Below are 20,850 nucleotides of genomic sequence, written 5' to 3'. Positions count from 1 at the left end.
TATGCGACTAGTCGGTTTCGGCTCCGTCCAGAAGTCGCTCATAACTGTCGACCAGGGCCAGATAGGGCGGCACGACCGTGTTCTGCAGACCGTCCGGCGTGGTCATTGCCATCTTGATCTCGAAATGCAGGTGGATCGTGGTCGCGCTGTCCCCGAACTCGTTGGAGACAAAGCCGAGCCGGTCGCCGCGCTCGACCTCGTCGCCGACCTCGACCAGGAGCGTGTCCTTGTCCAGGTGGAGATAGGTGTAGCGTACGCCTTCATCGGTCATCAGGCGGACCGAATAGGACCCGATCGAGGTGATGGTGCCGTCTTCGGCCGCGACAGCCCAATGGGTGTCGTCCTGGCAGGAGGCCGGGCGGATATCCTGGCCCTGATGGCCGGTACCGGCCGGGCAGAGCGGTGTGGAATAGCCGCGTGTCTCACAGAAGTTGTCCCGCCAGGCATAGGAATAATTGGCGTCATTGCATTGACCGCCCCCCGGGCCGAGATAGCCCCCATGCATGTAGACCTGGGAATTGGCATAGGCCTGGCCCATTTCCATCGGGAAGCGCATGGACGGGGCGTAATTGATCTGTTCCGTCTGGCCGGTGCCGCTGTCGGGCAGAAGGTCACCCGGCGGCATGTAGGAGAAGGTGTCGCCAGCGGCATCGACCGGATCGGCCGGCGGCTCGGCGGGTTCCTCGACCGGTTCGTCGACCGGATCCTCGACGGGCTCTTCAACGGGTTCGTCAACCGGTTCGTCCACCGGTTCTTCCACCGGGCTGTCATCGGGAAGCGGGGCGGCGTCCTCCAGCGGCGGCCACCAGATCATGGCGGCGATGCCGGCGGCGGCCACGGCGGCGGCGAGGGTGAGTTCGACAGGACGGGACATCACGGGCCTCCCAGGGATCCGCGGGTTCCCGGCAGGATCTGCAGGGACTCCATCAGGCCGCGGCCATATTGCGGCGAGGCGCATCGCGCATCGCCCTCCGGATCATCGCATTCAATGGTGATCGAATAGGCGATGCCATAGCGGGTGAAGGAAACCTCGCGGCCGTATTCGGTCTGTTCCGTCCGGTAGCCTTCCGGGCCATTGCCCCGGATCCGCCGGGCCGACAGGGCCGTGTTCGGCTCGGCGTGGGCCAGGCGCGTGCAGAAGACCTCGACCAGCACGCCCTCGCCGGTGATGGACAGGGTGTAGAAGTCGCCGCGCGGGAAAATCATGGTGAGCGGTTCGCGGCTGAAACCCAGCGCTGACAGGGTCGGCACCAGGATCGGCACCTCGGTCTGGGCCAGGCGTTCGGGATCGAGATTGCGTGGCACCGGGATCGTCCGGACCTGGCGCGACAGTCCAACCTCCGGCCGAAAAGCCTGGGTATTGGCTGCGGCCGCTTCGCGGGCGTCGATCCGGGCCTGGTTCCAGTTGACGGTCACGGCGACCGGTTCACTGGGGGTGGCGGTCTGGACCGGACGGGTCTGCAGGGTCTGAAGATTGGCCGTGTTCAGGCGCGTCGGGTCGATCTGGGTCGGCACCGGCTCCTGGTTCGGCTGTGTGGGAACGCTCTGCGCCCCGCTGTTCGCAGGCGCGAGCAACAGGACGGCGGCAGACGTCAGCCACAGGATGCGTCGGGTCATGAAAATTCCCCCTCACGAGCAGTATAGCGCAGTTTTTCGGTCTGTGCATGAATGTGGGTTGAAAATTCGGGCCGGCCAGCCCGGAAATCGCGTGTTGGGCCCGGGCCGGCATTTTCAGACTTTGCCAACCTGCTCGGCCGCATCCTGCATCCTCGTTGGCGCACTATTCAGTCACGCGCCGTTGAATTTGTGCGCTGATCAGCTTATGTGCACCGCAAAATCCAGTGTTCGGGAGAAGCGCAATGCGCCTCACCATGATGAAGTGCAAACTCCACCGTGCCGTCGTCACCCAGGCGGACCTTCACTATGAGGGTTCGATCTCGATCGACCGCGATTATCTCGATGCGGCCGGCATGCTGCCCTATGAGCAGGTGGATGTGCTGAACATCAATAATGGCGAGCGTTTCACCACCTATGCCATCGAAGCCCCGCGCGGCAGCCGCACCTTCGGCATCAATGGCGCGGCGGCCCGTCTGGCCCAGCCGGGCGACCGCATCATCGTGGTGGCCTATGCCGAGATGGACGCTGTGGAAGCCGAGCAGTACGAGCCGACCGTGGTCCTGCTCGACGAGCACAACCAGGTGAAAACCAAGCCGCAAGCGGCCTGATCACGGGGCTGATCACCGGAACCCATGACTGGTTTGATGCGTTGAACCCTCCGTTGGCCGCAACGGAGGACGCGCCATGCGTGGACGCAGCAAATGGGGGTCGAAACCGGCCCCGCCTACTTTTCTCTATGGATTGATTGCCGGACTGGTGCTCCTGACCGGCGTGCTGGGCTTTGCCCTGTGGCAGGCCGAGCAGACCGAGACGGTCACCTTTGAATTCGCCGGTGAGCGCGTCTCGGTCGAAACGGAGGGCGGCCGCTAGCTGTCGATGCAGAAGCTGGCATTGACCGTGGCGGTGAGGGTCAGCTCGCCGGCGGCGACGGGGGTCGCGCTGTCCATCGCGCCCATGGCATAGGCACGTTCACGATAGACCGGTTGCGGCGCATAACTGTTCTCGCTCATCGAGCGGATGCCGCATAATTCGAAACCAGCCGCTTCGGCGAAGAGGTCCGCCTTTGACATCAGATTTGCAATCGCGGTGCGGCGGGCCTCATTGAGCGCGTCTGCCGTGTCTTCGGCGCCGAAACTCACGGAATTGATATTGTTGGCGCCCGCACTGACCATCGCATCGATCACCTGACCGACCTGGCGGGTGTCGCGGATCGTGGCAGAGACCGTATTGCGGACCTCATAGCCGATGATGTCGCGCTGGACCTGGTTGTTGGAGCGGTTCTCCGCATAGACCGGCGAGACCGAGAGCTGGGATGTCTGCATGTCCGCAGGCTCCACGCCGGCGCGACGCAGGGCCGAGAAGACGGCGTCCATCGTGCGGGCATTCTCGCGCACCGCCTGCTGGGCGGTCTCCGCGCGGCTGACCACGCCGGAGCTGACCGAGGCATAGTCCGGCGCCATCTGTACTTCGGCCGAGGCCGACAGGTTCAGCGAGGGCAGGGCGGCCTCGCTCTGGGCCAGGGCCGACGGGGCGGCGAAACTGGCCAGGGCGGCGGTGGAAACGAGCAGGGTACGTAACATGGGTGCGCTCCTTGTGAGGGGCTGTGGGCAGGGCGGTGCGGTCATCGCACCGGGTGAACATGTCCTAACCTGAACATGTGACGCCTGTCTGCATCCTGAACGCGAAAGCCCGACAATCGCCACCATGATTGCCGCGATGTCATGAAAGCGTGCAATCGCGGCTTGGCGCGCGCCGCATCAGCTTCTATTCCTGAACCCACGCGCCACCCGCGCGGGCCTGTAGCTCAATTGGTTAGAGCCGGCGGCTCATAACCGCTTGGTTGGGGGTTCGAGTCCCTCCGGGCCCACCATCTTGCTTCCCGAGGCATCAATACGGGTTAATAGTTTGATGGGTAACGATAATTCCGGTTCAAGAAAGCCCTTTTCGCGGGTGTAGCGAGGGCGCTCCGAAAACGCCAATTTCACCGCTAATCGCTTGTCCTCCAACCGCTCAGAGTCCCATAAATTACAGGGATTTCCGAGGTGCTGAATAGCGGTTCGAGCGCCCTCCTCGAAGGTGGGTAGAGAGCGACCGCAGCTTTTGATCTTTCCTTCAAGCACGACCTTCGAGCGCTCCAGTTTCTGGAGACGCTTTTCGAGGTTCTTCGTCAGAAACTCACCATCCGACTCAACGAGCAGGTCGACGGCCTTCTCGGCCTGACGCTCCAGTTGCTGCACTTCTTTGCGCATCGCTGCACGTTGCTGCTCGATCCCGCCAGTGCGCTTCTCCCACATTTCGGAGAACGCCAGGAACAGCACGGGCATAAGCTCACGCGTTGGCGTGAGCCCTTTCAAGATGTCGCGGAACGCCCCCTCGATGTCTGCCTTCTTGATCGACTTGGCGTAGTGCGCACAGTCTTTCGTCTGGCAGACGTAATAGGCATATCGCTTGCCGTGCCGGCCACGTGACCAGCCCGACTTAAGCGGCTTGCCGCACTCGCAATCGACGGCCCCGCGCAATGGATAGTCCTCGCTGATATTCTTGCGGACCGGCGCCCTTGGCCTGCTATTGCGGCGCGCTTGAATAGCCTCAAACGTTTCCAGCGAGATCAGCCCTTCGTGATGGCCAGGGCGCAACGAAACGTCCCAATCGAGATGTTCGATATACCCAGCATAGGCCACGCGGGTCAGCATATCGGTCACGCGTTGGGGACTGACACGCGCATTCCTGGTAAGTGGGAAATGCGGTTTCGAGGCAAGGAAGCGCTGGACCTCAGCCTGGGTCTCAAACCGCCCAGAGGCGAAACCTTCAAGGGCTTCCTGGACAATTGATGCTGCAGGCTCATCGCGCACAAGAATTTTGCCGTGCAAATCCTTCTTCTCGTAGCGATAGCCAACAGGCGCAGGGAAAACTGCATAGCCGTTCAGCAGGCGGGCGCGCATGCGGTTCACCGCTGTCTGACCGTTCTTTTGTGCGTGGTGCTGCGAAATACTGGCCAGCACATTCTCGATCAGCACGGAGTCGGGATCTTCGCCAAACTCGATTGAGGGAGAGAGCAGTTCAGCCCCTACCTTGGAAATCGCGGTTCTCAGACTGATATGTGCGGAAATGCTGCGCGCCAGTCGGCTGATATCATCGATCACGACGACATATTCACCGCTCTTCCTGCGCCGCAGATAATCCAGCATGGACTTCATGCCGGGGCGGTCGATCAGGCTACCGCTCTTCTCGTCGGTGAACGTCTCGACCACTTCCAGACCCTTATAGCCGGCAAACTCGCGGCACCTCGTGATCTGGCTGGCAATGCCGTGGCCTTCTTTGCTCTGCTTGGTGGTGGAGACACGCGCATAGAGCACGGCCTTTTTTGCTGCGGTTTCTGTCCTCATTTGCTGCACTTTGCGCCCGCAATAAGCGCAGCGCATTCCTCGAAAATATTGGTAAGTTCCCTATCACTCCATCCTACCAGAACAGGCGCAGCAAATGCGCTCGCACTGGCGGATTTTGGCGACTTATCCCCAAGGGCTTGCTGCACCGGATGCTCGCCGAGCCAGGAGTCAAAGAAGTGCTCCATGGCCGAGATGATCTGATCATAAAGCGCATCGCTCGCAGCTTGGCTCATACCCTTTTTCATCAGGTAGTCGCGGCTGTGGGAGCGATAATCGGTCATGGGCAATCAATCTCTGGCTCGCCCGCGCAGGGCGCAGGCGTACAAGTCCTTTCTCGGGCAATGGGGAGGCTAGAGGCACAAAAATACGCGCTCGGGAGGAATGCCCGGCGCGCTGTAGATACTCTTCTGGGGATTTGTTTCTGGGTAAACCGAATTCCCCCATCCGTCCAGAATTTGCGCAATGCATACTATCGCATGATCTGGGCATCCGGGCGGGCTCTATGGCCTACGGCCACCAAGCCCCGGCCAGTGCGGGTCTTGGCCCATGCGGGTGACGATCCCTGATGCAAGAGCTTAGGGCTTTGCCCTCAGCGCACTTCGGCAAAAATAGACGGCCTCCCGAGGCTCGGGCCGATGGCCCTGCGCCCGCCGTCGATTTCTCCCTCCGTTTGCACACCCATCCTCGACCGGAAGCAGGGCTGCATGCGCAACCCTTATCCAAAGGAGGTTTTCAGATGGGAGAGCAAAACACCGAAATCCGTATCTATGTGGCCTGTCTGGCGGCCTACAATAACGGGCGACTGCATGGCCGGTGGGTAGACGCCACGCAAGACGCTGACACCATACAATCTGAGATCGCGGACATGCTGGCCGCGTCACCAATTCCCGACGCCGAAGAATGGGCCATCCATGACTATGAGGGCTTCGAAGGCGCGCCGATCAGCGAATATGAAGGCGTTGACAGCGTGGCGGAGAAAGCCGCGTTCATCGCTCGCCATGGCCTGCTTGCAGGCAAACTCTTGGAGCACTGGAGCGGCGATCTGCAGGATGCGCGCCGCTCAATTGAAGATCACTATATCGGTGCATTTCCCTCGCTGGAGGACTTCGCCCGCGACCTCATCGAGGAGAGCGAAGACATCTCCGACACCATCGCGCCCTACATCGACTACGAGCGCATGGGGCGGGATATGGCGCTTGGTGACGTGTTCACGCTCTCCACAGGCTTCGAAGAAACCCACATTTTTTGGGCTCACTAATCCCTATCCGGCCACAGCCCGCCACACCGTGGCGGGTGATACCCCAAAGCGCCCGCCAGCGGCTGCATAGCTGACGCCTTCATGGCGGATCGCGCGGCGGGCTTCGCGCACCTGCTGTGCGCTCAGCCGATTTGGCCGCCCAGGGCGCTTACCGCGCTGCGCCGCCGCTTCCAGTCCAGCCAGGGTGTTCTCACGGATCAGATCACGCTGGAACTCAGCCACCGCGCTGAACACATGAAAGACCAGCTTGCCGCCAATCGTCTGCGTGTTGATCCCCTCACTGAGCGAACACAGATGTATGCCGCGCTCGTGAAACTCTCGCAGCAACGCGGCCAGATGCTCGACAGACCGCCCCAGGCGGTCGAGCTTGTAGATCACCAGAACATCGCCCGCTCGCAGATGGGCCAGCGCCATGTCCAAGCCTGGCCGCTTGGCCTTCGCGCCGGAGACACCGGGATCATCAAACACCGTCTCGCACCCCGCACGGCGCAGGGCATCCATTTGAAGGTCGAGCTTCTGCGTCTTCGTGGAAACCCGCGCATAGCCGACCATTCGGCCAGTCGCTTCGATTGTTGGACCGATCAGCATGGCAAGCCCTCCGGTGGCGGCATAAGCCTTTCAAAAACGATGGTTTTTGAAATCCGGCCAATTCGGCCTCCCTCGGCTGGGCGCATTCCGACAATGCCCTGAGAAAGCGTCATTTTCAATATTGAACAAAGCATATGCGATCACTATTTCAGAAATGATCGTTTTTGCAAGCTTTAGAATTGCGAACATTGAATCTGAATTGCAATTTTCTTGCGTATTTGCGCAATAAATGTTATCGTTCGCGCGTATTTAATAACGTGAATTTTTTAGACATGCGTGGAGTGAGTAGATTAGTAGCAGGATTTAGCGGAGTAGTGGCAGCCATAGGGCTGGCGACTTCGCCCGTGCGAGCCACCGAAGGGCCAAGTGAGGCCCGCGAAAGCGCGTTCTGCGGGGAGCTATTCGTTGATCCAGAAACGAACAACGAGCGCAATGCGAGCTATAGCGCTGGCCGCCACGCACGAGAAAACCCCGGTGTTGTCGGGATTTCGATTTTCGTTGGCGTTGACCTTCCTCAGGACCGAGTCGATGACTTGGCTCGCGCCCTAGAAGTATCCTTTGAAAACCGGGGGGTTCCAGCGCGCTGCTTCGTGGATCGAACTCTCGTGGAGGGCGGAACCGGAATCAGGTTCCATGTGCGGGGGCTTGCATACCCGAGCTCTGGCCCTTCCTATATTATCGATGATTTTTATGCTCCGGATAATAATGGTTCAGACATTATCGACGGCATAGCGGCGGAAGCTAGGACGGGAAACATGCTTCTTGCTGAGAGGGGCGACGACTATACCAACCGCCCATAGTTTAGACTGGGGAGAAGCCGCCCCCGGGAACCGCGCTTTGACTGACCTGATTTTCATTTTCCTGTCGCGCCATTGATGTGTCGAATACCTCCTGCTCCGCTGAGGAAATTCCTTCGCTCGCAACCTCTTGGGCGTCTACACGCGCATCATGAATTGCGCGTTGACCATTTCTGAGCTCAGCCTCTTGAGCATTTCTGACAGCCGCTGCCGCTCGGTGCTCATTCAGCCACCCCTGCGCCCATGGATGACCTTCTAGGTCATCGGGGTTGATCCGGCCTTCATCTATTCCGCGCTGGATCGCTGCGGCGATGGCAATACGCCTCTCATCTTCATCGGCGATGGCCATGATACGCGTGTACTCATCTTGCTCGATCAGGCCTTCTTCGAGCAAGTCGGCGAACAAGTTTTCTGCGAAGTGCTCGCCATACTGCGCTTCCAATCGATCTTCTAGGTTTGCTAGCAGAATCTGGCGGTCTACCTGATCCTTGCGCTCTCGCTCTTGGCGATCCGCATCTTCTGTCATTTGACGGCGGGCGCCGGCGCCCTGGGTCATCTCACCGGAGTTTTCAGCAGCACCGGAAACCTGACGCTGGAACGCTTGTTGATCTTGAATTTGCTCGGAATCCTGCTGCCGACGCATGGCGGCGTCCGCCGCCTCGGGGCTGTACCCCGGACGCGCCTGGTCATTGAATTCTCTCGAATATCCCACGGACATATCTCACACACCCTGTTTTTGTTTGTCGGAGTCTTGTTGCTCCGTACATGCAAATATGATATATGAAATCAATTACTTAGAAGCTAATTTTGCCTAGCATTTGAGCTAAATTTAGATCAAATACCACGTAATTTTATTGCGCGTCTGGAATGGCGCTCAGGCCGCTGATCACCGCATCCCACAGGCTCTTTCGAGCGGACACGGTACGACCGGATCGCCACCTTGAAATCATCGCTGCGGACAATTTTTCGGGGTGAGGGCGTATTCGGTTGATCAGCGCCCCTGGCTCATACCCGGTGCGGATCAATTCAGCTTCCAACGCATCCCGCATGTCAGGCGTGATCTGGATCACGGGGTCAACACCACGCAACGCGGTGAGGACGTAGTCGAGATGGTCCCGGCGGGCCGTCTTGGTCTTGCGGTTGAGCCACGTGTTGATGATCGCGGAATCTAGGCCCTCGGGCACAGGGCCGGAGCGAGCGAGCAGCTTCATCATCCCCATGCCCGATTGCTCCTTCAGCCGAAGAAGCTCTGCATGAATGTCATCGGTGATGGGTACGCGGGCCATACATTACTTTGGGCGGTTACGGTTACCCAGTGAAAGGTTTTCGATCTTTTGTGCCGAGGATCTTGTGAGCAATTTTAGCGTGTTGGTGCCAAATCGCATTTCTCTTCGTCCTAAAGATCCGCAACAAGCGACTAGTTTTCTGGGGATAAAACCCGAAAATTTATTTTCTGATACAAATTGAAACAAAAAGTGATTAAAATGACGCTGCGCGATAACATGCGCGATTAATATGTGTCAAGGTACAAAACGAAGTTGCGAAGCCTTGACTGATAGTTATCTTGTAACCAAGAGCGTATCACCGCCATGCGTACCCGCTTAACGAGTGCCACAGAGTTTAATTTGCGTCGTCGATATGGGGTCGCGATTAAACCTTTTATGCGCGGAAAAGCAGGGGCGAAATCTAATCCAATGGTCGGCAGCAATAAAGACACCATGAACTTTTTTGATGGCGTGAGCGATGAAATGTTGGACCGCGCTATCGATGAGCAGCATGGAGACGGCTGGGAGCCTGAAAACACTGGCCCTTATCCAAGCTTTTCTCAATGGTTGATGGGCGCGGCTGCGCAACCGTTGTCAGAATTAAAAGTGCCAGGGCGCAATGAGCATCGCGACGCGAAGCAAGCCGAACAAATTTCGTCCTGCACAGTAGACTATGAGCTCTAGTTAGATCGCGCGCCTTCTGAAATTTTTGGTTGCGACAAGTCGTTAACTCCTCCACAAAACAAAACCATGTTTGGAGGGGGAAATGACTGAAACTACTGGTAATCCAAACTTTGACGCTGCATCAAGCAATTCTCCTGATGCTGACGCTGTTGAGTCAGCTAAGGTTCTTGCGAAAATGTTAAGAACGGACTTCGAGCATATTCTAACGAATTCATTGGGCCTAATGCCGGCTCGATTAGGTTGGGCATCAAGCCGCACTATGGCCGATGTTGCACGCCAATCTATTCAGTCAATGAAGGACTACAGGCACCGATATCCGTTTGCAGTCAGCCCTCTTAAATACATAAGCGTCATAACTTTCTGGATCGTCAAGCTAAAGCCAATAAATGTTATGGCTTTTAAACGAAACGGCCGTTGGGTGGAATCCACCAACTTGAATGAGCGAGTAGCCTACATCTGGATGCGAGACAAGATACTCCAGGCTGCTCAAAGCGGAGACCTTAAAGGGTTTTTGGCATCCGATGAATCTATTGTTCTTGCAATTGAAAATATGTTTGAAACGATAGAAAATGAAACGCTTTATGAAGAGGGTGACTCCGATTCTGTTGATCCAGATGACAATAGATTGAGAAACAATAAGCAATATGAAACATTGTACTATCTCCGCTTTAAGAAGATAACGGCCATAAATATATATGAATCAATTTTGCACCTACTTCTTCCAATCAAAGCCTTTTCGGCACCCAGATAAATGACTCAAGTTCACTACGTTTTTCTGGCTTCAACGGGCGATCTAGAAAAAGAACGCAACGTAATTGATGCGGTGTGCAAAGAGCTGAATTTGAGCTTAGGCAGGCGCTTTGATCGTGAGCTACGCACGGTGCGATGGGAAGTGGATTCTGTCCCTGACTGGGGGCAAGAGGCACAAAAAATTATTGAAGATCAACTATTTGATGGTCACTCGCTGAACGGCGCGATCTTTATTCTTTGGCATAGAATGGGCACCCCAACTAGTGACGCGCCCTCTGGTTGGTTGAGTGAATTTCGAAAAGCAGTATCTAAGCATAAACTAGACCCAACATTCCGTATTATGTTCTTTATCAAGAACGAAAAGGTCAATCCTAGAAAAATCGATGCCGCTCAACTCGGGGATCTCAACCAATTTATTTCCGAATTCAATGGTCTCTATCAATCGTTTGAAAGACAGCCGGAATTCAGGACAAAGGTGACAAAGGCGTTGGCTAAGCTCATGGAAGGCATCGAGGATCAGCATCAATCCAATCCTGACTCTTTTGAATAACCTCCAGATTTTTCGGCCAAACCTCCCGAACCACCCCTAACGACCTCCTAGCGTCGCAAAACCGGATCTGTCCGCTCTTGGTCAGGCCGGCCTTGCAACCAAGGAGGTTTGTCGATGACAGACACCATCAATCCGATCCAACCGGCATCCGGGGTGCCGATTGACGAAAGGGGCGACACCCAGCCGCCGCGCGGTGTTATCGGCGCTCAAAAGCCCGACACCGACTTCATCGCCAAGATCGCCAATAGCGGCCTCGACCTTGATGACGGCAAAGAGCTGGTCATCAAAAACGCCCAGGACCGTTTCAATGCGGACCACGGCGATGAGCTTGAAAGCCGCACCGTGGAATACGAGGCCGCCCAATCCGAAGCGGACCGTATCGATACGGAGTATGGCAATGTCTGCCGTGATGCAGCTGCCACCCCGGAATGGCAGCGCGTTGCCCGCAAATCGGGCAAGCGTGATCAGGACGACGATGCCGAGGTCCCGTTCAAGGACTGGAGCTTTCTCGACCAGGGACTAACCGTTGCAACGCTCGTTCTGAGCGTCGTGATGCTTGGTGCCGGAGCGGCGAACATTCAGGGCAATCTCGTTGGGTCGGGCCTGCCCATTTTCACCCTCAACCCGCTCTTTGCGTGGCTCTTCGCCATGCTCGCGCCGGCCGCCGCCCTTGCGATCCATTGCTTTGGCCACGCTTTCCGCACCTGGCGCATGCGCAACTTCTATCGCATGGGCATTTACGCTCTGACGCTGATCACCGTCATTGCCTGGAGCTGGCTCTTTGCGGACCTCTTCCACGGCACGGGTGGCCTCGATCTCGACTTCGAAGGCTCCGGCCTCGCAGACACCCTTTTCGTCTGGCTGCAAATCGTGGCCGAGATCATGGTGGGCTCTTCGCTCTTCCTGATCGCCGAGCACATCGCCGGCAAATACTCGCCGAACTGGTGGGTGCGAAACACCGAATATGTGGAGCTTCGCGAGCGCCAGACCGTGCTGGGCAAGGAACGCGAAACCGCGTTCGAGCGCCTCAGCAAGGCCAAGGGTGCCTTCACCGCCCTGATGGGACGCCGTGAAGCCACCATCAACGCGGACATCGCCGAGTACCTGCAGCGCCGCCGCCGCTTCGGTGACAACTGATGACCCGCGCCGCTTCCAATTCTCCTGATCCGAAAGGAACGAACGTCATGAAGTTCTTCGTGTCTGTTTTCGTCACGGTTCTCGCCCTCTTCTGGCTGCCGCTGACACCTAGCGAGGCCCAAAACCTCACCATCGCCATCTCTTCCCAAATCAACGAGGCTGAGCGCCAGGAACAGGGCGAAGCCGTCCTGCTCTTCCTTGCCGGCAATGTCGAACCTGGCCAGTCGGCCGAGGTAATCGATGCCTATGACCTGACGCCGATTGCGACCTTCACCGTGCCAGAGGGCCGCGCCTACCAAAACCCGCGCGCCAAGCTCGCGGTGAACCGCCAGGCCGCCGCCCGGATTCTGCGGCTTGAGCCGGATCATGCCCGCACCGCAAACGAAGTCCAGCGCCCGATCAACCTCCCGGGCCTCCTGCGCTATCTCGGCGAGGCCCGCTCGCTGGGTGAAGGCCATGACCTCATCATCATCGGCTCGCCCCTCTATGACATGCCGCGCGAACCGGGTGTGTCCATGCGTGAGGGGCGCGTTCCCGGCGACGGTCTGATCCAGGGCACACGCGGCTCCAGCCCCTTCGGCGCCGATGGCATGGGTGATCGTCTGGCCGGCGCTCGTGTCCACTTCATCGCCCTTGATCCGGGCTGGGCACTCAATGATCGCCATGCCTTCGCGGTGGAGCGCTTTACCGCCCTCTTGGTAGAAGCCTTCGGTGCAGACCTCGTGAGCTTCTCCAACGATGCCGAAAGCGGATTTGCCAGCGTTGCAGCCCGCGCCTCTGCGCCGGATCGCGGCTTCATCCTGGAGGAGACGGACAAGATGGAAATGCTCATCTTCGCCTCTGAAATGGGCCCGATCGCCAGTGGCCGCGACATGGAAACCGGCCGCCGCTTCTATGTCGGCCCGTCCATGGTCAATGATCGCGTCGAGATCGGTCTCTATTGGCCGTGTTCCTCGTGCGACCTCGACGTCTATGCACGTCCGCACGATGACGCCCAGATCCTCTATTACGGGCGCAATTCCACACCGCAGGGCCGCTTCTTCCGGGATTTCCGTATGGGCAGCGAAGATCGGCGAGCACAAGAGCAGATCGTGCTTGATGGCCCGATTGACCTCTCGGCCCTGCGCATCTGGGTCAACTTCTATGGTGGCCGCTCCAGCGGTGGCGCGGAAGCCGAGCTGCGCATCACCATCGGCGGTGAAACCTACACCCGCCCGCTGCGCATTCCGGCCAATGCCGGCAATGGCGGCGCAGGCCAGAGCGCTGTGACCGGCAACGGCGCAGAAAATCCGGCTTGGGTCGCCATCGAACCCTTGTCGCTTCTCCGCGAATAGCCCTCCTCCATCCCTCCCGAAATCAAGGCGGGCGCGGCCTACCGTGCCCGTCTTTCTTATTGGGAGAACATCATGTCCACCAACTTTAGTCCGGGCAGCGGGCACACTCCGCTCGGTCCCGTCTCACTGATCGCCTTTTCGGCGACCTTCGCTTGGGGCCTGTCTGCCACTTACGTCCTGTTTGAAACCGAGCTTTTCTGGATGCCGACCCTGGCGCTGATCTGCACCCTGTCCGCGCCCATCGCCATCCTCCGCTCACTTCTCGATCTGGCCATCCGCAAGACCCGTGAAGCCATCGCCAATACGCCCTCCACACGCCATGGCTCCGCGCGCTGGGCATCGCTGGGTGACTTTGCGAGACTTCGAAAACGCCGCAGTGGCCCTTTCTGGGGCGCCTTGGACGGCAAACCCCTTTTCATCGAGTACGAGGCCAACGCCCTGACGGTTGCTCCCGCAGGGGCCGGCAAGACAATCTCGGTGGTCGTGCCCCAGCTCCTGTCCATCAAAGGTGCGATGGTCGTCAGCGACCTTAAATGCGAGCTGGCACCCATGACCAAGCGTGCCCGCCAGCGCATGGGCCAGCCTGTTCACTGCCTCAATCCCTCGCGCTTGAACGTCGACATTCTGGGCGAACCCGACGCCTATAACCCCCTCAGCATCCTGCACGATGACTGGATGCACTCACCAGACGATATGGTGGCCGATGCTATGGGTATGGCGCATCAGCTCCATCCCGAGCCCGCCACCAAAACGGATAACTCCTTCTTCCGCGAAGGTTCGCGCAATCTGATCACCTTCGCCATGCTGTGGGAGGTGATCGATAAAGGGGAAAGCGCCACCCTGTCGGGCTGCTTGCGCCTCCTGCGCGATCCCGACCGTCTGCGTGAAGCCCTCTACGCCGCCAGCGTGTCGGAGGTGCTGAGCGGCGAACTCGCTGATCGCGCAAATGATTTTCTCGAGAAACTGAATAATGGCGACACGCGTCAGATCGAAAGCTTCCGCGAGGGGGCTGTCCAATCACTGGCGATCTTCTCCGCCAGTGGCCGCATCGCAGACAGCGTGTCGCGCAGCACCTTCCGCTTCCGTGATCTAAAAACCACGCTGGCCACCGTCTTCATCATCGGCGATGCCACCCGTTCGAAGGTGTACGAACCTTGGGTCGGGCTGGTGATGTGGTGCGCCATGCTCGAGATCAAGCGCTGCCGCATGCACGATAATGCCGTCACTTTTCTGCTCGATGAAGGTACAAACTTTCGTGTGGACGGGTTGCCCCAGAAAATGACGGAAGCGCGCGGATCTGGCGTCCGATTCCACTTTATTACGCAAGAATTAGAGGAGGTTAAGCGGGTTTACGGCCCGGCAGCGCTCGATGTTGTCCTCTCCCAAACCGAGATCCAGCAGTTCTTCGCCTCACGCAGCCCCGGCACGCTGGACATGTTGAGCCGCAGGCTCGGAAACGCGACAGTCAAGGCCGACAACTACGCCATGGGCGGCTACAAGCCCCACCGCTCGACCAGTGAAACAGGCCGGCCGCTCCTCCTGCCCGATGAAATCCGCCAGCTGCGCGATTGCCTCCTATTCGCACACGGCAAACCTCCCGCTCTCGTTGAGAAGGTCGGTTTTCATGAGGTCTATCCATGGAACCGCCGAGGCTATGTCGGAACAAACCCCCTGCATGGCATGCGCCTGAAAGGCCGAACGCGGCTCCGCCTCTAACGCGGGAGTTCGTCATGGCGAAACGCAAGAACACGAATGATGAGTCGAAGGCGGCGACGGGCAAGCTCCAGATCGCCGTCCTTCTTCTTCAGATCCTGAAGCTCATCCTGGATATCCGCTGGATTACGCTCTTGATCTTCCTGATCGCCCTGCCGATTGCACCCTATGTCTTGATCCCGCAGGCGGACGCTTCGGCGTCCGTCTGCACCTATCTTGGTCCGCGCGGGACTTGGGAACCGGGCTGGGCAACCCATTGCCCGCCACTAACCCTTCGCAATCACTACTTCATGGACTAGCGTCAGCAGGAGGGAAATATGCCACTTGAGGATACCCCGCCAATCGCGGCCGGCTTCAACAATCGCTCCGGTGCCGAACGTGGCTCAGCCTGGTCGATCATCGCGGGCGACAAGGCCCGCATCGCTCAAATGCGTGCCATAGAGGCCCGCCATGCCCGTATCGCCACCAAGCTCATCCTGCACCAACGCAAACACCGCCAAAGCTGGGTCGGCAAGGAAGTCGCGAAACTGTCCAAACAAGCGCCGCGTCCCGAACTCCGCCCGGACGGCGCGCGGCGCACCAAGGCCGACATTGAACGTCAGGCCGCCATCAATGTCGCCGCCCGCATCAAGGCGCGGCGAGATCGCCTTTTTATCGCTTGCGACAATACCATTAAACGCCAGGTGCTGAGCATCACTCCTGACGGGCGGGTTTCGAATTCGCGGTCTTCTGCGAACCGTCAACAACGTCGCGACGGGCCGGACATGTAGGGCCCACGCACTAACTATCGGATAAGAGATAAGGCCGCACCCGAAGGTGCGGCCTTCCTGTTTGCTAGTAGAGACCGGCACAAACCCGGCATCCGCTCGCTTTGTGCATTTCAAGATTAACTGGATCACCAATGATTGCGAAATAGGCGATCCAAAGCTTGATGCGCAGGTCATTGCGCCTTTGCAGTGGACGCTTGGGCCACTCCTTTGCCCACTTCACCGCATCTGTATGCCAGCGGCCATTTTCGCCTTTTCCTTCCGGGTAAGCATCCTCGCAGATGCCCTCGTGAATGCGGAGCACAGAGCCGTTCGCGTTCCGGATCTGCACGTTCCCGGACAAAACGATGGCCGATGTCAGGCGCAGAATACCCCCCATTCGCGAAGGGCGGTGGCGATCAAATTTCACTCCAAGAACATGTTTGAACGCCTTCGTATAGATCACTTCGTCTGACGGCAGGGTGATCGAGACCTGCGGAACAAGAGTTTCCACCTTGCTCTCCCCGTAGGGAGGAAGGCAGCGCTGCTAAGCGGTCCAATGGGGCCCCTGGACCGGCCAGGCGTCCTCGGCGCTCGGCACCTCAAAGCGTGTCAGATTTTAGTTGGAAGGAATCCTCGTCGAATCGGCGTTAGGGATTAGGATCCAAGCCTGATTGGATGTTGTCGGAAAATGCGACGCCGCGTCGATCTCTCTCTGCGGATTCTAATGAAATCAAGTAGTCGCCAATGGAATCATTTCTGGCCACCGTGAAGGCGAGATCGGAAGGAAGCAGATTCTCATTTGTTCGGATTAGAACATCTGCATTCGCCTCTTCAATAAGAAATTTTGTGAGATCATCGCAATTATTGCAAACACTATAGTGTAGTGGTGTGAAGCCAGTGTCGTCATCTGCCGTGTTCACATCGGCTCCAGACTTCAGTAATCGCTTAATAGCTCCAAGGTCGCCAATTTCGGCAAACTTTATAATATCTTCATTTTTATAAGTTTTTTTATTGCTTCTCACAACGTCAAGTATACGCGCAAAAATGAATTTTAACAAATTTTTTATAAATACGGCATCGCCAATGTTTGTTCTTGACGCTCTTTTGCGACCCATTTCTCTAAAATCTTCATCCGATATAAATATCGGACGTTTCGTTGCGCATCTTGCCAGCCGTTCCCGCTGCATGCTGGGCAGCTCCTCGCTACCCCGTCTTTGCCGGAAACGGACCCTGTGCCTGAGCAGATTGTACAGGCAGTTGGAGTGACAGCGATCATCTTATCTGGGTTTCCCAGGTAAAATAATCAATACTAGCGAGCCAATGTTGCAACATAAAATCCGCATGTAGGGTTTTAATTGTACTATTAATCCCAATGTGCACCTTTGCTCCAAGCAAATCCTTTTCTTTTATTCTTTCCTGATCGCTTTTACTGAACCAATCATTAGGAAGAGAGATTTTTGTAATGCTTTTCTTTCGATCTGACTCGTTCTCAAAGAATATAAGCAGGCTATTATCGGCTGTAGCGCACGCCAGTCCTGATTTCCTATAAATTGAGGTGCGTTTTCGTCGAAAAAATACTCTGGTTACCTCTTCTGCGTGAATGCAGCAGTCGCATTCTAATTTGTATAGATAAATATCACTATTAATATTTCTACCTACTCGGCCTTCAGTTGCATCTCTATAAGAAATTTTTGACTTTATTGTTCGCCCTGCGATGTCCGACCTCACTATTCGACTGGCAATGTCTGACTTCGGATTTGATATTTTTTCTGAAAACGAGTGCGTCCAATCGAGTGGGCTAACATCCGGCCCTAAAAATACCTCACTTTCAAAAATATACTTTCTAGCTAGAAGAAGTTGCGATATCGCAATTAAGCGCATTCGGCGAGGCAATTGGCTTTCATTTATAAATCGTTCAATAGATGTTACTAGCCCTTTGCTCTCATCATCTTCATCTCGCATGTATATTTCACACGCTGGTTCTCTCCACATATCAGATACTAAATCTTCAACCGACGAAGATCCGCGAGCGACTTTCCTATCGGCCTTGTATGCTTTTAGGCGACTTCGGAGAAGCCGAACGGCTGTTGGCCGGAATTTAAACGATTCTTGCAATATAATCGTCTCACTCTAACTGTATTGGTGATCGGCGAGTGCTCGTTCTCTAGCCTGACCCCATATGGCGACTTTGCGCAAGAGGCCCTTGGTGCCTTTCGGACCGCTTCAATCAGTAAATCTCCGCCCATCTATGAAAGTCTGCCCCAGCTCGTCGGCATGTCCCTCACGGCCCGTCAATGGGCGGCCCGCGCCAGCCTTGCCTGCGTTCGTATCGAACTTGTCTGCGGCCCGTGTGGCCCATGACGGGATGCCGCCGCCTGCGGCCGTCCGCCTTTCATCGGACCGGAATTCACCGGCCGAGCATCGAAAGGAAGACACCATGTCCAATCAAACCCAAACCCCGACCAAGAAGTCTCCGCCCGTCTATCGGCTGTGCTTCTCCGCCAAGAACGGCACTGATCGCAACGGTCTACCTACCCTGGCTTACCCCGTCGAAATCGGCGCTGTCTTCGAACGCCGCGAGCGCGGCAAGGGCCTGATCGCCAAATTCTCGATCATTCCCACCGAGCTCAAAGACGGTGTGCTCTTCCTCATGCCGGCCGATGCCGACCGTCGTCAGGAAAGCGACCTCTTCGAGGCCGACAGCGAAATCGTGGAGGCGGGGCAATGAGCCCCCGCCTTTCCCGCTCCGAGCGGATTGCGAAGCTGAATGATCAGCTTCGCGCCCGCGTCGGACTCCCGGTCTTTCTCGGTGCAAATGAGCCGGATCTGGGAATGGTAATTCTGACGCGCGGTGTGACCTCGCTCACACCAGGGCAAATCCTGGAAGCCTGGATGCAGGTGCGCCGTTTTTCGGACTTCACCGACGGAAACGATCCTTACGGTGAACGTGATTTCGGCGGCTTCTCCATCGAGGGCGTCGGGCGTCTCTTTTGGAAGATCGACTACTACGCCGACAGCACCTGTTCGGCGGGCAGCGAAGATCCCGCTGATCCGGCACGATCCTACCGCGTCCTCACCATCATGCTGGCAGAGGAGTATTGATCATGACCAAACCTCTGACACGCGCTGACAAGCGTGAAGCATTTGAGAGAGCGACCCGCTCCCTCATCTCCTGGCACGGCGAAGAAGTCGCTCAAGGCGTAACCGATGAACGCCTGGCCGAACTTCTAGCGAAGGTACTCGGCATTTTCGGCGGCTCTGGTGGCCCTGGTTCCATCAGCATCGCCTATTCAGGTTCCGGCCTGAAAATCTGGGCCGGCTGGACGACGGTGAACCATGTCTCCGACAAGCCCATCTTCCAGGGCTCCGCAACCGTCAAAATGGCCCGCGAGGTCTACAACATCACCGACCCATCTCAAGATCAGATGGCTCTATTCTGATGGATCATCACCTACAAAGGCGGCGCGCTTCCCGGCGCGCCGCCTTTCGTCATCCGCAGCTTTTGACTTAGCTGAAGGCTCGTGCGCACGAGAATCGGACCGTGTTTGATATGCTCATGCGATGAATTGGTTCGAGATATTCAATACCCGCGAAGCCGCATTGGTGATCTGGCTCGCATTGGTGATCCCAATCGCGCTTTGGTTTCCCATACCGCGCGGCATTCTTGGCGGACTATTCAAGACATTCGCGCGCGCGACCGCGCTTCACCAATACCTTCTCATCACTTTGATATGGGTCGTGCTGGAAGTCTGGCTTCTCGCAATGTTCGGCCTTTGGTCGGTCGCGGATATCAAAGCGACGATCCTATGGGCATTCGCTGTGCCCATGCTCGCAACATGGCGGTTGCTCAGACTCCGTGAAAAGGAAACCTTCGTCCTCAAAGCTCTACGGGACACCTTCGCACTCACAGTCCTGGTCGAGTTCGTTGTCGATTTCTATCCGCTCGCCCTATGGGCCGAGATTCTGCTCGTGCCGATCGCAGCAGGCCTGACACTGCTCCACGAGAAGGGAAGACGACAGGAAGGCGCAGATGCCGCTACAAAGCTCTTCGAATGGCTGCTCGCTGCGTTAGGGCTAATCGTGTTGGTGCACGCCGCTCTCAGCGCGCTCGCTAATATTCAAAACCTGTTCTCATTCAACACGCTTATCCAGCTGGTCGGGCCCATCACGCTGACAGTTCTTTTTCTACCGTATCTGTTCGCTGTGGCTGTCTTCGTCACCTATGCGAATGCGTTCCTGCGCATCAAGTCCACGATCGAGGACGAAGAACTGCGCAGATTTGCGCACTTTCACACCATTCTGGCCTTCGGCTGGCGATTAGAGCTGCTGCGGCGCTGGTCGCGCGATATTAGCGCCGGGTTTGCGGCCTCTAAGCAAGACATTCGCCGCTCGATACTGGAAGTGTTCGAAGCTCGAAATCGCGAGCGAAATCCGCCCAAGGTCGCCGATGAGGAAGGTTGGTCGCCCAATATAGCGCGCCATTTTCTGGATGAGTACGGCTTACCCACTCAAGACTATCACCGCGCCGCGGACGAATTGGACTATTGGTGGACACAATCCTCCCCGGTCAAGATCGACGGCACTCTGCCGAAGGACGCGCTATTTCTCTACATTGAGGGAACACAACAAGCTGCAAAGCAACTCAAGCTCGCGCTCGCAATTTGGAACCAAGATCCCAAGCTCATTTCGCGCCAAACACTACTCGAAGCTGCACGCATCCTTGTTCGCAAGGCGACTGGTGAAGAGCTGCCCGACATTGCTTCAAGCGCTGTTTTGGCCGGCGAAAGCTGCCAGGTCGAACTGGCCGGAAAAGCACTTATAGTTCAGGCGACCATGGATGACGGCGCGACACTGGACCGTGTCAGCTTGATCCTGCGTACACCGGACTGGAAACCACCCTTCGAATGATTGCGGAGGCGGCGGTGCAGACATGGCCCTCATTGAGCCTGGCTGACCCGTCATTGCACCACGGCCGAGGGCATAAGCCCTCAAATAAATCGTCCGCAAGATGTGCACGGGGTA

At 57.2% G+C, this 20,850-nt stretch carries 26 protein-coding genes and 1 tRNA gene; 16 read left to right on the top strand and 11 right to left on the bottom strand.

The window, feature by feature from the left end:
* Positions 1 to 7 precede the first annotated feature (7 nt).
* Both FCS99_RS08350 and FCS99_RS08345 read right to left on the bottom strand, forming a co-directional pair.
* Positions 8 to 874, bottom strand: a complete 867-nt coding sequence (locus tag FCS99_RS08350) for a M23 family metallopeptidase (RefSeq protein ID WP_138511622.1) — start codon at positions 872 to 874, stop codon at positions 8 to 10.
* Positions 874 to 1,617 (bottom strand): hypothetical protein, encoded by a 744-nt coding sequence (locus FCS99_RS08345; protein WP_138511621.1) that lies wholly within the window; start codon positions 1,615 to 1,617, stop codon positions 874 to 876. The genes FCS99_RS08350 and FCS99_RS08345 overlap by 1 nt, the downstream gene beginning before the upstream one ends.
* Positions 1,618 to 1,859: 242 nt before the next feature.
* Between FCS99_RS08345 and panD the strand changes: the two genes are divergently transcribed.
* A complete protein-coding gene (gene panD, locus FCS99_RS08340; protein WP_138511620.1) occupies positions 1,860 to 2,225 on the top strand; it encodes an aspartate 1-decarboxylase in 366 nt (121 codons plus the stop codon).
* 76 nt (positions 2,226 to 2,301) lie between these two features.
* Positions 2,302 to 2,487: a hypothetical protein gene (locus tag FCS99_RS08335; protein WP_138511619.1), complete on the top strand. Its 186-nt coding sequence runs from the start codon at positions 2,302 to 2,304 to the stop codon at positions 2,485 to 2,487.
* Here the strand turns inward: FCS99_RS08335 and FCS99_RS08330 are convergent.
* Positions 2,484 to 3,197, bottom strand: a complete 714-nt coding sequence (locus FCS99_RS08330) for an SIMPL domain-containing protein (RefSeq protein ID WP_171036292.1) — start codon at positions 3,195 to 3,197, stop codon at positions 2,484 to 2,486. The two genes, FCS99_RS08335 and FCS99_RS08330, sit on opposite strands and share 4 nt — an antisense overlap.
* A gap of 213 nt (positions 3,198 to 3,410) precedes the next feature.
* Here FCS99_RS08330 and FCS99_RS08325 point away from each other — a divergent pair.
* Positions 3,411 to 3,487: transfer RNA gene (locus FCS99_RS08325), tRNA-Ile, on the top strand.
* Here FCS99_RS08325 and FCS99_RS16400 read toward each other — a convergent pair.
* Together FCS99_RS16400 and FCS99_RS08315 are read right to left on the bottom strand one after the other, a co-directional pair.
* On the bottom strand, positions 3,444 to 5,003 hold the full coding sequence (locus FCS99_RS16400) for a recombinase family protein (protein WP_138511751.1): 1,560 nt from the start codon (positions 5,001 to 5,003) through the stop codon (positions 3,444 to 3,446). The two genes, FCS99_RS08325 and FCS99_RS16400, sit on opposite strands and share 44 nt — an antisense overlap.
* Positions 5,000 to 5,284 (bottom strand): hypothetical protein, encoded by a 285-nt coding sequence (locus FCS99_RS08315; protein WP_138511617.1) that lies wholly within the window; start codon positions 5,282 to 5,284, stop codon positions 5,000 to 5,002. Before FCS99_RS08315 ends, FCS99_RS16400 begins: the two co-directional genes overlap by 4 nt.
* A gap of 455 nt (positions 5,285 to 5,739) precedes the next feature.
* On the opposite strand from FCS99_RS08315, the gene FCS99_RS08310 reads away from it, so the two are divergent.
* Positions 5,740 to 6,261 carry an antirestriction protein ArdA gene (locus FCS99_RS08310; protein WP_138511616.1) on the top strand — a complete coding sequence of 174 codons (522 nt, stop codon included), beginning with the start codon at positions 5,740 to 5,742 and terminating at the stop codon, positions 6,259 to 6,261.
* A gap of 3 nt (positions 6,262 to 6,264) precedes the next feature.
* Here FCS99_RS08310 and FCS99_RS08305 read toward each other — a convergent pair whose 3' ends face one another.
* From FCS99_RS08305 to FCS99_RS08295, 3 genes are all read right to left on the bottom strand, one after another.
* Complete coding sequence (locus tag FCS99_RS08305; RefSeq protein WP_138511615.1) at positions 6,265 to 6,849, bottom strand: recombinase family protein; 585 nt, start codon at positions 6,847 to 6,849, stop codon at positions 6,265 to 6,267.
* An 801-nt stretch (positions 6,850 to 7,650) separates the two neighbouring features.
* Positions 7,651 to 8,364: a hypothetical protein gene (locus tag FCS99_RS08300; RefSeq protein ID WP_138511614.1), complete on the bottom strand. Its 714-nt coding sequence runs from the start codon at positions 8,362 to 8,364 to the stop codon at positions 7,651 to 7,653.
* Positions 8,365 to 8,497: 133 nt separating this feature from the next.
* Positions 8,498 to 8,932 carry a hypothetical protein gene (locus tag FCS99_RS08295; protein WP_138511613.1) on the bottom strand — a complete coding sequence of 145 codons (435 nt, stop codon included), beginning with the start codon at positions 8,930 to 8,932 and terminating at the stop codon, positions 8,498 to 8,500.
* A 303-nt stretch (positions 8,933 to 9,235) separates the two neighbouring features.
* On the opposite strand from FCS99_RS08295, the gene FCS99_RS08290 reads away from it, so the two are divergent.
* The 8 genes from FCS99_RS08290 (at position 9,236) to FCS99_RS08255 (ending at position 15,849) form a co-directional block, all read left to right on the top strand.
* Entirely contained in the window at positions 9,236 to 9,595 is a 360-nt protein-coding gene (locus FCS99_RS08290) for a hypothetical protein (protein ID WP_138511612.1), read from the top strand.
* Between the two features lie 82 nt (positions 9,596 to 9,677).
* Positions 9,678 to 10,346: a hypothetical protein gene (locus FCS99_RS08285; RefSeq protein ID WP_138511611.1), complete on the top strand. Its 669-nt coding sequence runs from the start codon at positions 9,678 to 9,680 to the stop codon at positions 10,344 to 10,346.
* On the top strand, positions 10,347 to 10,895 hold the full coding sequence (locus FCS99_RS08280) for a hypothetical protein (protein WP_138511610.1): 549 nt from the start codon (positions 10,347 to 10,349) through the stop codon (positions 10,893 to 10,895).
* A 114-nt stretch (positions 10,896 to 11,009) separates the two neighbouring features.
* The gene (locus FCS99_RS08275; RefSeq protein WP_138511609.1) at positions 11,010 to 12,032 is read left to right on the top strand and encodes a hypothetical protein; all 1,023 of its coding nucleotides are present in this window, start codon (positions 11,010 to 11,012) and stop codon (positions 12,030 to 12,032) included.
* A gap of 47 nt (positions 12,033 to 12,079) precedes the next feature.
* The gene (locus FCS99_RS08270; RefSeq protein ID WP_138511608.1) at positions 12,080 to 13,366 is read left to right on the top strand and encodes a hypothetical protein; all 1,287 of its coding nucleotides are present in this window, start codon (positions 12,080 to 12,082) and stop codon (positions 13,364 to 13,366) included.
* Between the two features lie 72 nt (positions 13,367 to 13,438).
* Entirely contained in the window at positions 13,439 to 15,082 is a 1,644-nt protein-coding gene (locus FCS99_RS08265) for a type IV secretory system conjugative DNA transfer family protein (RefSeq protein ID WP_138511607.1), read from the top strand.
* A gap of 14 nt (positions 15,083 to 15,096) precedes the next feature.
* Positions 15,097 to 15,378 carry a hypothetical protein gene (locus tag FCS99_RS08260; protein WP_138511606.1) on the top strand — a complete coding sequence of 94 codons (282 nt, stop codon included), beginning with the start codon at positions 15,097 to 15,099 and terminating at the stop codon, positions 15,376 to 15,378.
* Between the two features lie 18 nt (positions 15,379 to 15,396).
* Complete coding sequence (locus FCS99_RS08255; RefSeq protein ID WP_138511605.1) at positions 15,397 to 15,849, top strand: hypothetical protein; 453 nt, start codon at positions 15,397 to 15,399, stop codon at positions 15,847 to 15,849.
* Positions 15,850 to 15,913: 64 nt separating this feature from the next.
* Here the strand turns inward: FCS99_RS08255 and FCS99_RS08250 are convergent, their stop codons facing one another.
* From FCS99_RS08250 to FCS99_RS08240, 3 genes are all read right to left on the bottom strand, one after another.
* Entirely contained in the window at positions 15,914 to 16,339 is a 426-nt protein-coding gene (locus tag FCS99_RS08250; RefSeq protein WP_138511604.1) for a hypothetical protein, read from the bottom strand.
* A gap of 136 nt (positions 16,340 to 16,475) precedes the next feature.
* A complete protein-coding gene (locus tag FCS99_RS08245) occupies positions 16,476 to 17,015 on the bottom strand; it encodes an ankyrin repeat domain-containing protein (RefSeq protein ID WP_138511603.1) in 540 nt (179 codons plus the stop codon).
* An 85-nt stretch (positions 17,016 to 17,100) separates the two neighbouring features.
* On the bottom strand, positions 17,101 to 17,790 hold the full coding sequence (locus tag FCS99_RS08240; RefSeq protein ID WP_138511602.1) for a hypothetical protein: 690 nt from the start codon (positions 17,788 to 17,790) through the stop codon (positions 17,101 to 17,103).
* Between the two features lie 475 nt (positions 17,791 to 18,265).
* On the opposite strand from FCS99_RS08240, the gene FCS99_RS08235 reads away from it, so the two are divergent.
* From FCS99_RS08235 to FCS99_RS08220, 4 genes are all read left to right on the top strand, one after another.
* On the top strand, positions 18,266 to 18,556 hold the full coding sequence (locus FCS99_RS08235) for a hypothetical protein (protein ID WP_138511601.1): 291 nt from the start codon (positions 18,266 to 18,268) through the stop codon (positions 18,554 to 18,556).
* On the top strand, positions 18,553 to 18,930 hold the full coding sequence (locus tag FCS99_RS08230) for a DUF3768 domain-containing protein (RefSeq protein WP_138511600.1): 378 nt from the start codon (positions 18,553 to 18,555) through the stop codon (positions 18,928 to 18,930). The genes FCS99_RS08235 and FCS99_RS08230 overlap by 4 nt, the downstream gene beginning before the upstream one ends.
* Before the next feature lie 2 nt (positions 18,931 to 18,932).
* The gene (locus FCS99_RS08225; protein WP_138511599.1) at positions 18,933 to 19,268 is read left to right on the top strand and encodes a hypothetical protein; all 336 of its coding nucleotides are present in this window, start codon (positions 18,933 to 18,935) and stop codon (positions 19,266 to 19,268) included.
* A gap of 121 nt (positions 19,269 to 19,389) precedes the next feature.
* Complete coding sequence (locus FCS99_RS08220) at positions 19,390 to 20,736, top strand: hypothetical protein (protein ID WP_138511598.1); 1,347 nt, start codon at positions 19,390 to 19,392, stop codon at positions 20,734 to 20,736.
* Positions 20,737 to 20,850: the final 114 nt, after the last annotated feature.

Origin of the sequence: Maricaulis alexandrii (genome assembly GCF_005871165.1) — a bacterium.
GTDB classification, from domain to species: Bacteria; Pseudomonadota; Alphaproteobacteria; order Caulobacterales; family Maricaulaceae; genus Maricaulis; species Maricaulis alexandrii.
This window is presented reverse-complemented; position numbering and strand designations above follow the sequence as displayed.

Excerpts from the sequence above, each read along its gene's own strand:
- FCS99_RS08350 (WP_138511622.1), bottom strand. The coding sequence starts at position 874 with ATGTCCCGTCCTGTCGAACTCACCCTCGCCGCCGCCGTGGCCGCCGCC.
- FCS99_RS08345 (WP_138511621.1), bottom strand. The coding sequence starts at position 1,617 with ATGACCCGACGCATCCTGTGGCTGACGTCTGCCGCCGTCCTGTTGCTC.
- panD (WP_138511620.1), top strand. The coding sequence starts at position 1,860 with ATGCGCCTCACCATGATGAAGTGCAAACTCCACCGTGCCGTCGTCACC.
- FCS99_RS08335 (WP_138511619.1), top strand. The coding sequence starts at position 2,302 with ATGCGTGGACGCAGCAAATGGGGGTCGAAACCGGCCCCGCCTACTTTT.
- FCS99_RS08330 (WP_171036292.1), bottom strand. The coding sequence starts at position 3,197 with ATGTTACGTACCCTGCTCGTTTCCACCGCCGCCCTGGCCAGTTTCGCC.
- FCS99_RS16400 (WP_138511751.1), bottom strand. The coding sequence starts at position 5,003 with ATGAGGACAGAAACCGCAGCAAAAAAGGCCGTGCTCTATGCGCGTGTC.
- FCS99_RS08315 (WP_138511617.1), bottom strand. The coding sequence starts at position 5,284 with ATGACCGATTATCGCTCCCACAGCCGCGACTACCTGATGAAAAAGGGT.
- FCS99_RS08310 (WP_138511616.1), top strand. The coding sequence starts at position 5,740 with ATGGGAGAGCAAAACACCGAAATCCGTATCTATGTGGCCTGTCTGGCG.
- FCS99_RS08305 (WP_138511615.1), bottom strand. The coding sequence starts at position 6,849 with ATGCTGATCGGTCCAACAATCGAAGCGACTGGCCGAATGGTCGGCTAT.
- FCS99_RS08300 (WP_138511614.1), bottom strand. The coding sequence starts at position 8,364 with ATGTCCGTGGGATATTCGAGAGAATTCAATGACCAGGCGCGTCCGGGG.
- FCS99_RS08295 (WP_138511613.1), bottom strand. The coding sequence starts at position 8,932 with ATGGCCCGCGTACCCATCACCGATGACATTCATGCAGAGCTTCTTCGG.
- FCS99_RS08290 (WP_138511612.1), top strand. The coding sequence starts at position 9,236 with ATGCGTACCCGCTTAACGAGTGCCACAGAGTTTAATTTGCGTCGTCGA.
- FCS99_RS08285 (WP_138511611.1), top strand. The coding sequence starts at position 9,678 with ATGACTGAAACTACTGGTAATCCAAACTTTGACGCTGCATCAAGCAAT.
- FCS99_RS08280 (WP_138511610.1), top strand. The coding sequence starts at position 10,347 with ATGACTCAAGTTCACTACGTTTTTCTGGCTTCAACGGGCGATCTAGAA.
- FCS99_RS08275 (WP_138511609.1), top strand. The coding sequence starts at position 11,010 with ATGACAGACACCATCAATCCGATCCAACCGGCATCCGGGGTGCCGATT.
- FCS99_RS08270 (WP_138511608.1), top strand. The coding sequence starts at position 12,080 with ATGAAGTTCTTCGTGTCTGTTTTCGTCACGGTTCTCGCCCTCTTCTGG.
- FCS99_RS08265 (WP_138511607.1), top strand. The coding sequence starts at position 13,439 with ATGTCCACCAACTTTAGTCCGGGCAGCGGGCACACTCCGCTCGGTCCC.
- FCS99_RS08260 (WP_138511606.1), top strand. The coding sequence starts at position 15,097 with ATGGCGAAACGCAAGAACACGAATGATGAGTCGAAGGCGGCGACGGGC.
- FCS99_RS08255 (WP_138511605.1), top strand. The coding sequence starts at position 15,397 with ATGCCACTTGAGGATACCCCGCCAATCGCGGCCGGCTTCAACAATCGC.
- FCS99_RS08245 (WP_138511603.1), bottom strand. The coding sequence starts at position 17,015 with ATGCAGCGGGAACGGCTGGCAAGATGCGCAACGAAACGTCCGATATTT.
- FCS99_RS08240 (WP_138511602.1), bottom strand. The coding sequence starts at position 17,790 with ATGCGAGATGAAGATGATGAGAGCAAAGGGCTAGTAACATCTATTGAA.
- FCS99_RS08235 (WP_138511601.1), top strand. The coding sequence starts at position 18,266 with ATGTCCAATCAAACCCAAACCCCGACCAAGAAGTCTCCGCCCGTCTAT.
- FCS99_RS08230 (WP_138511600.1), top strand. The coding sequence starts at position 18,553 with ATGAGCCCCCGCCTTTCCCGCTCCGAGCGGATTGCGAAGCTGAATGAT.
- FCS99_RS08225 (WP_138511599.1), top strand. The coding sequence starts at position 18,933 with ATGACCAAACCTCTGACACGCGCTGACAAGCGTGAAGCATTTGAGAGA.
- FCS99_RS08220 (WP_138511598.1), top strand. The coding sequence starts at position 19,390 with ATGAATTGGTTCGAGATATTCAATACCCGCGAAGCCGCATTGGTGATC.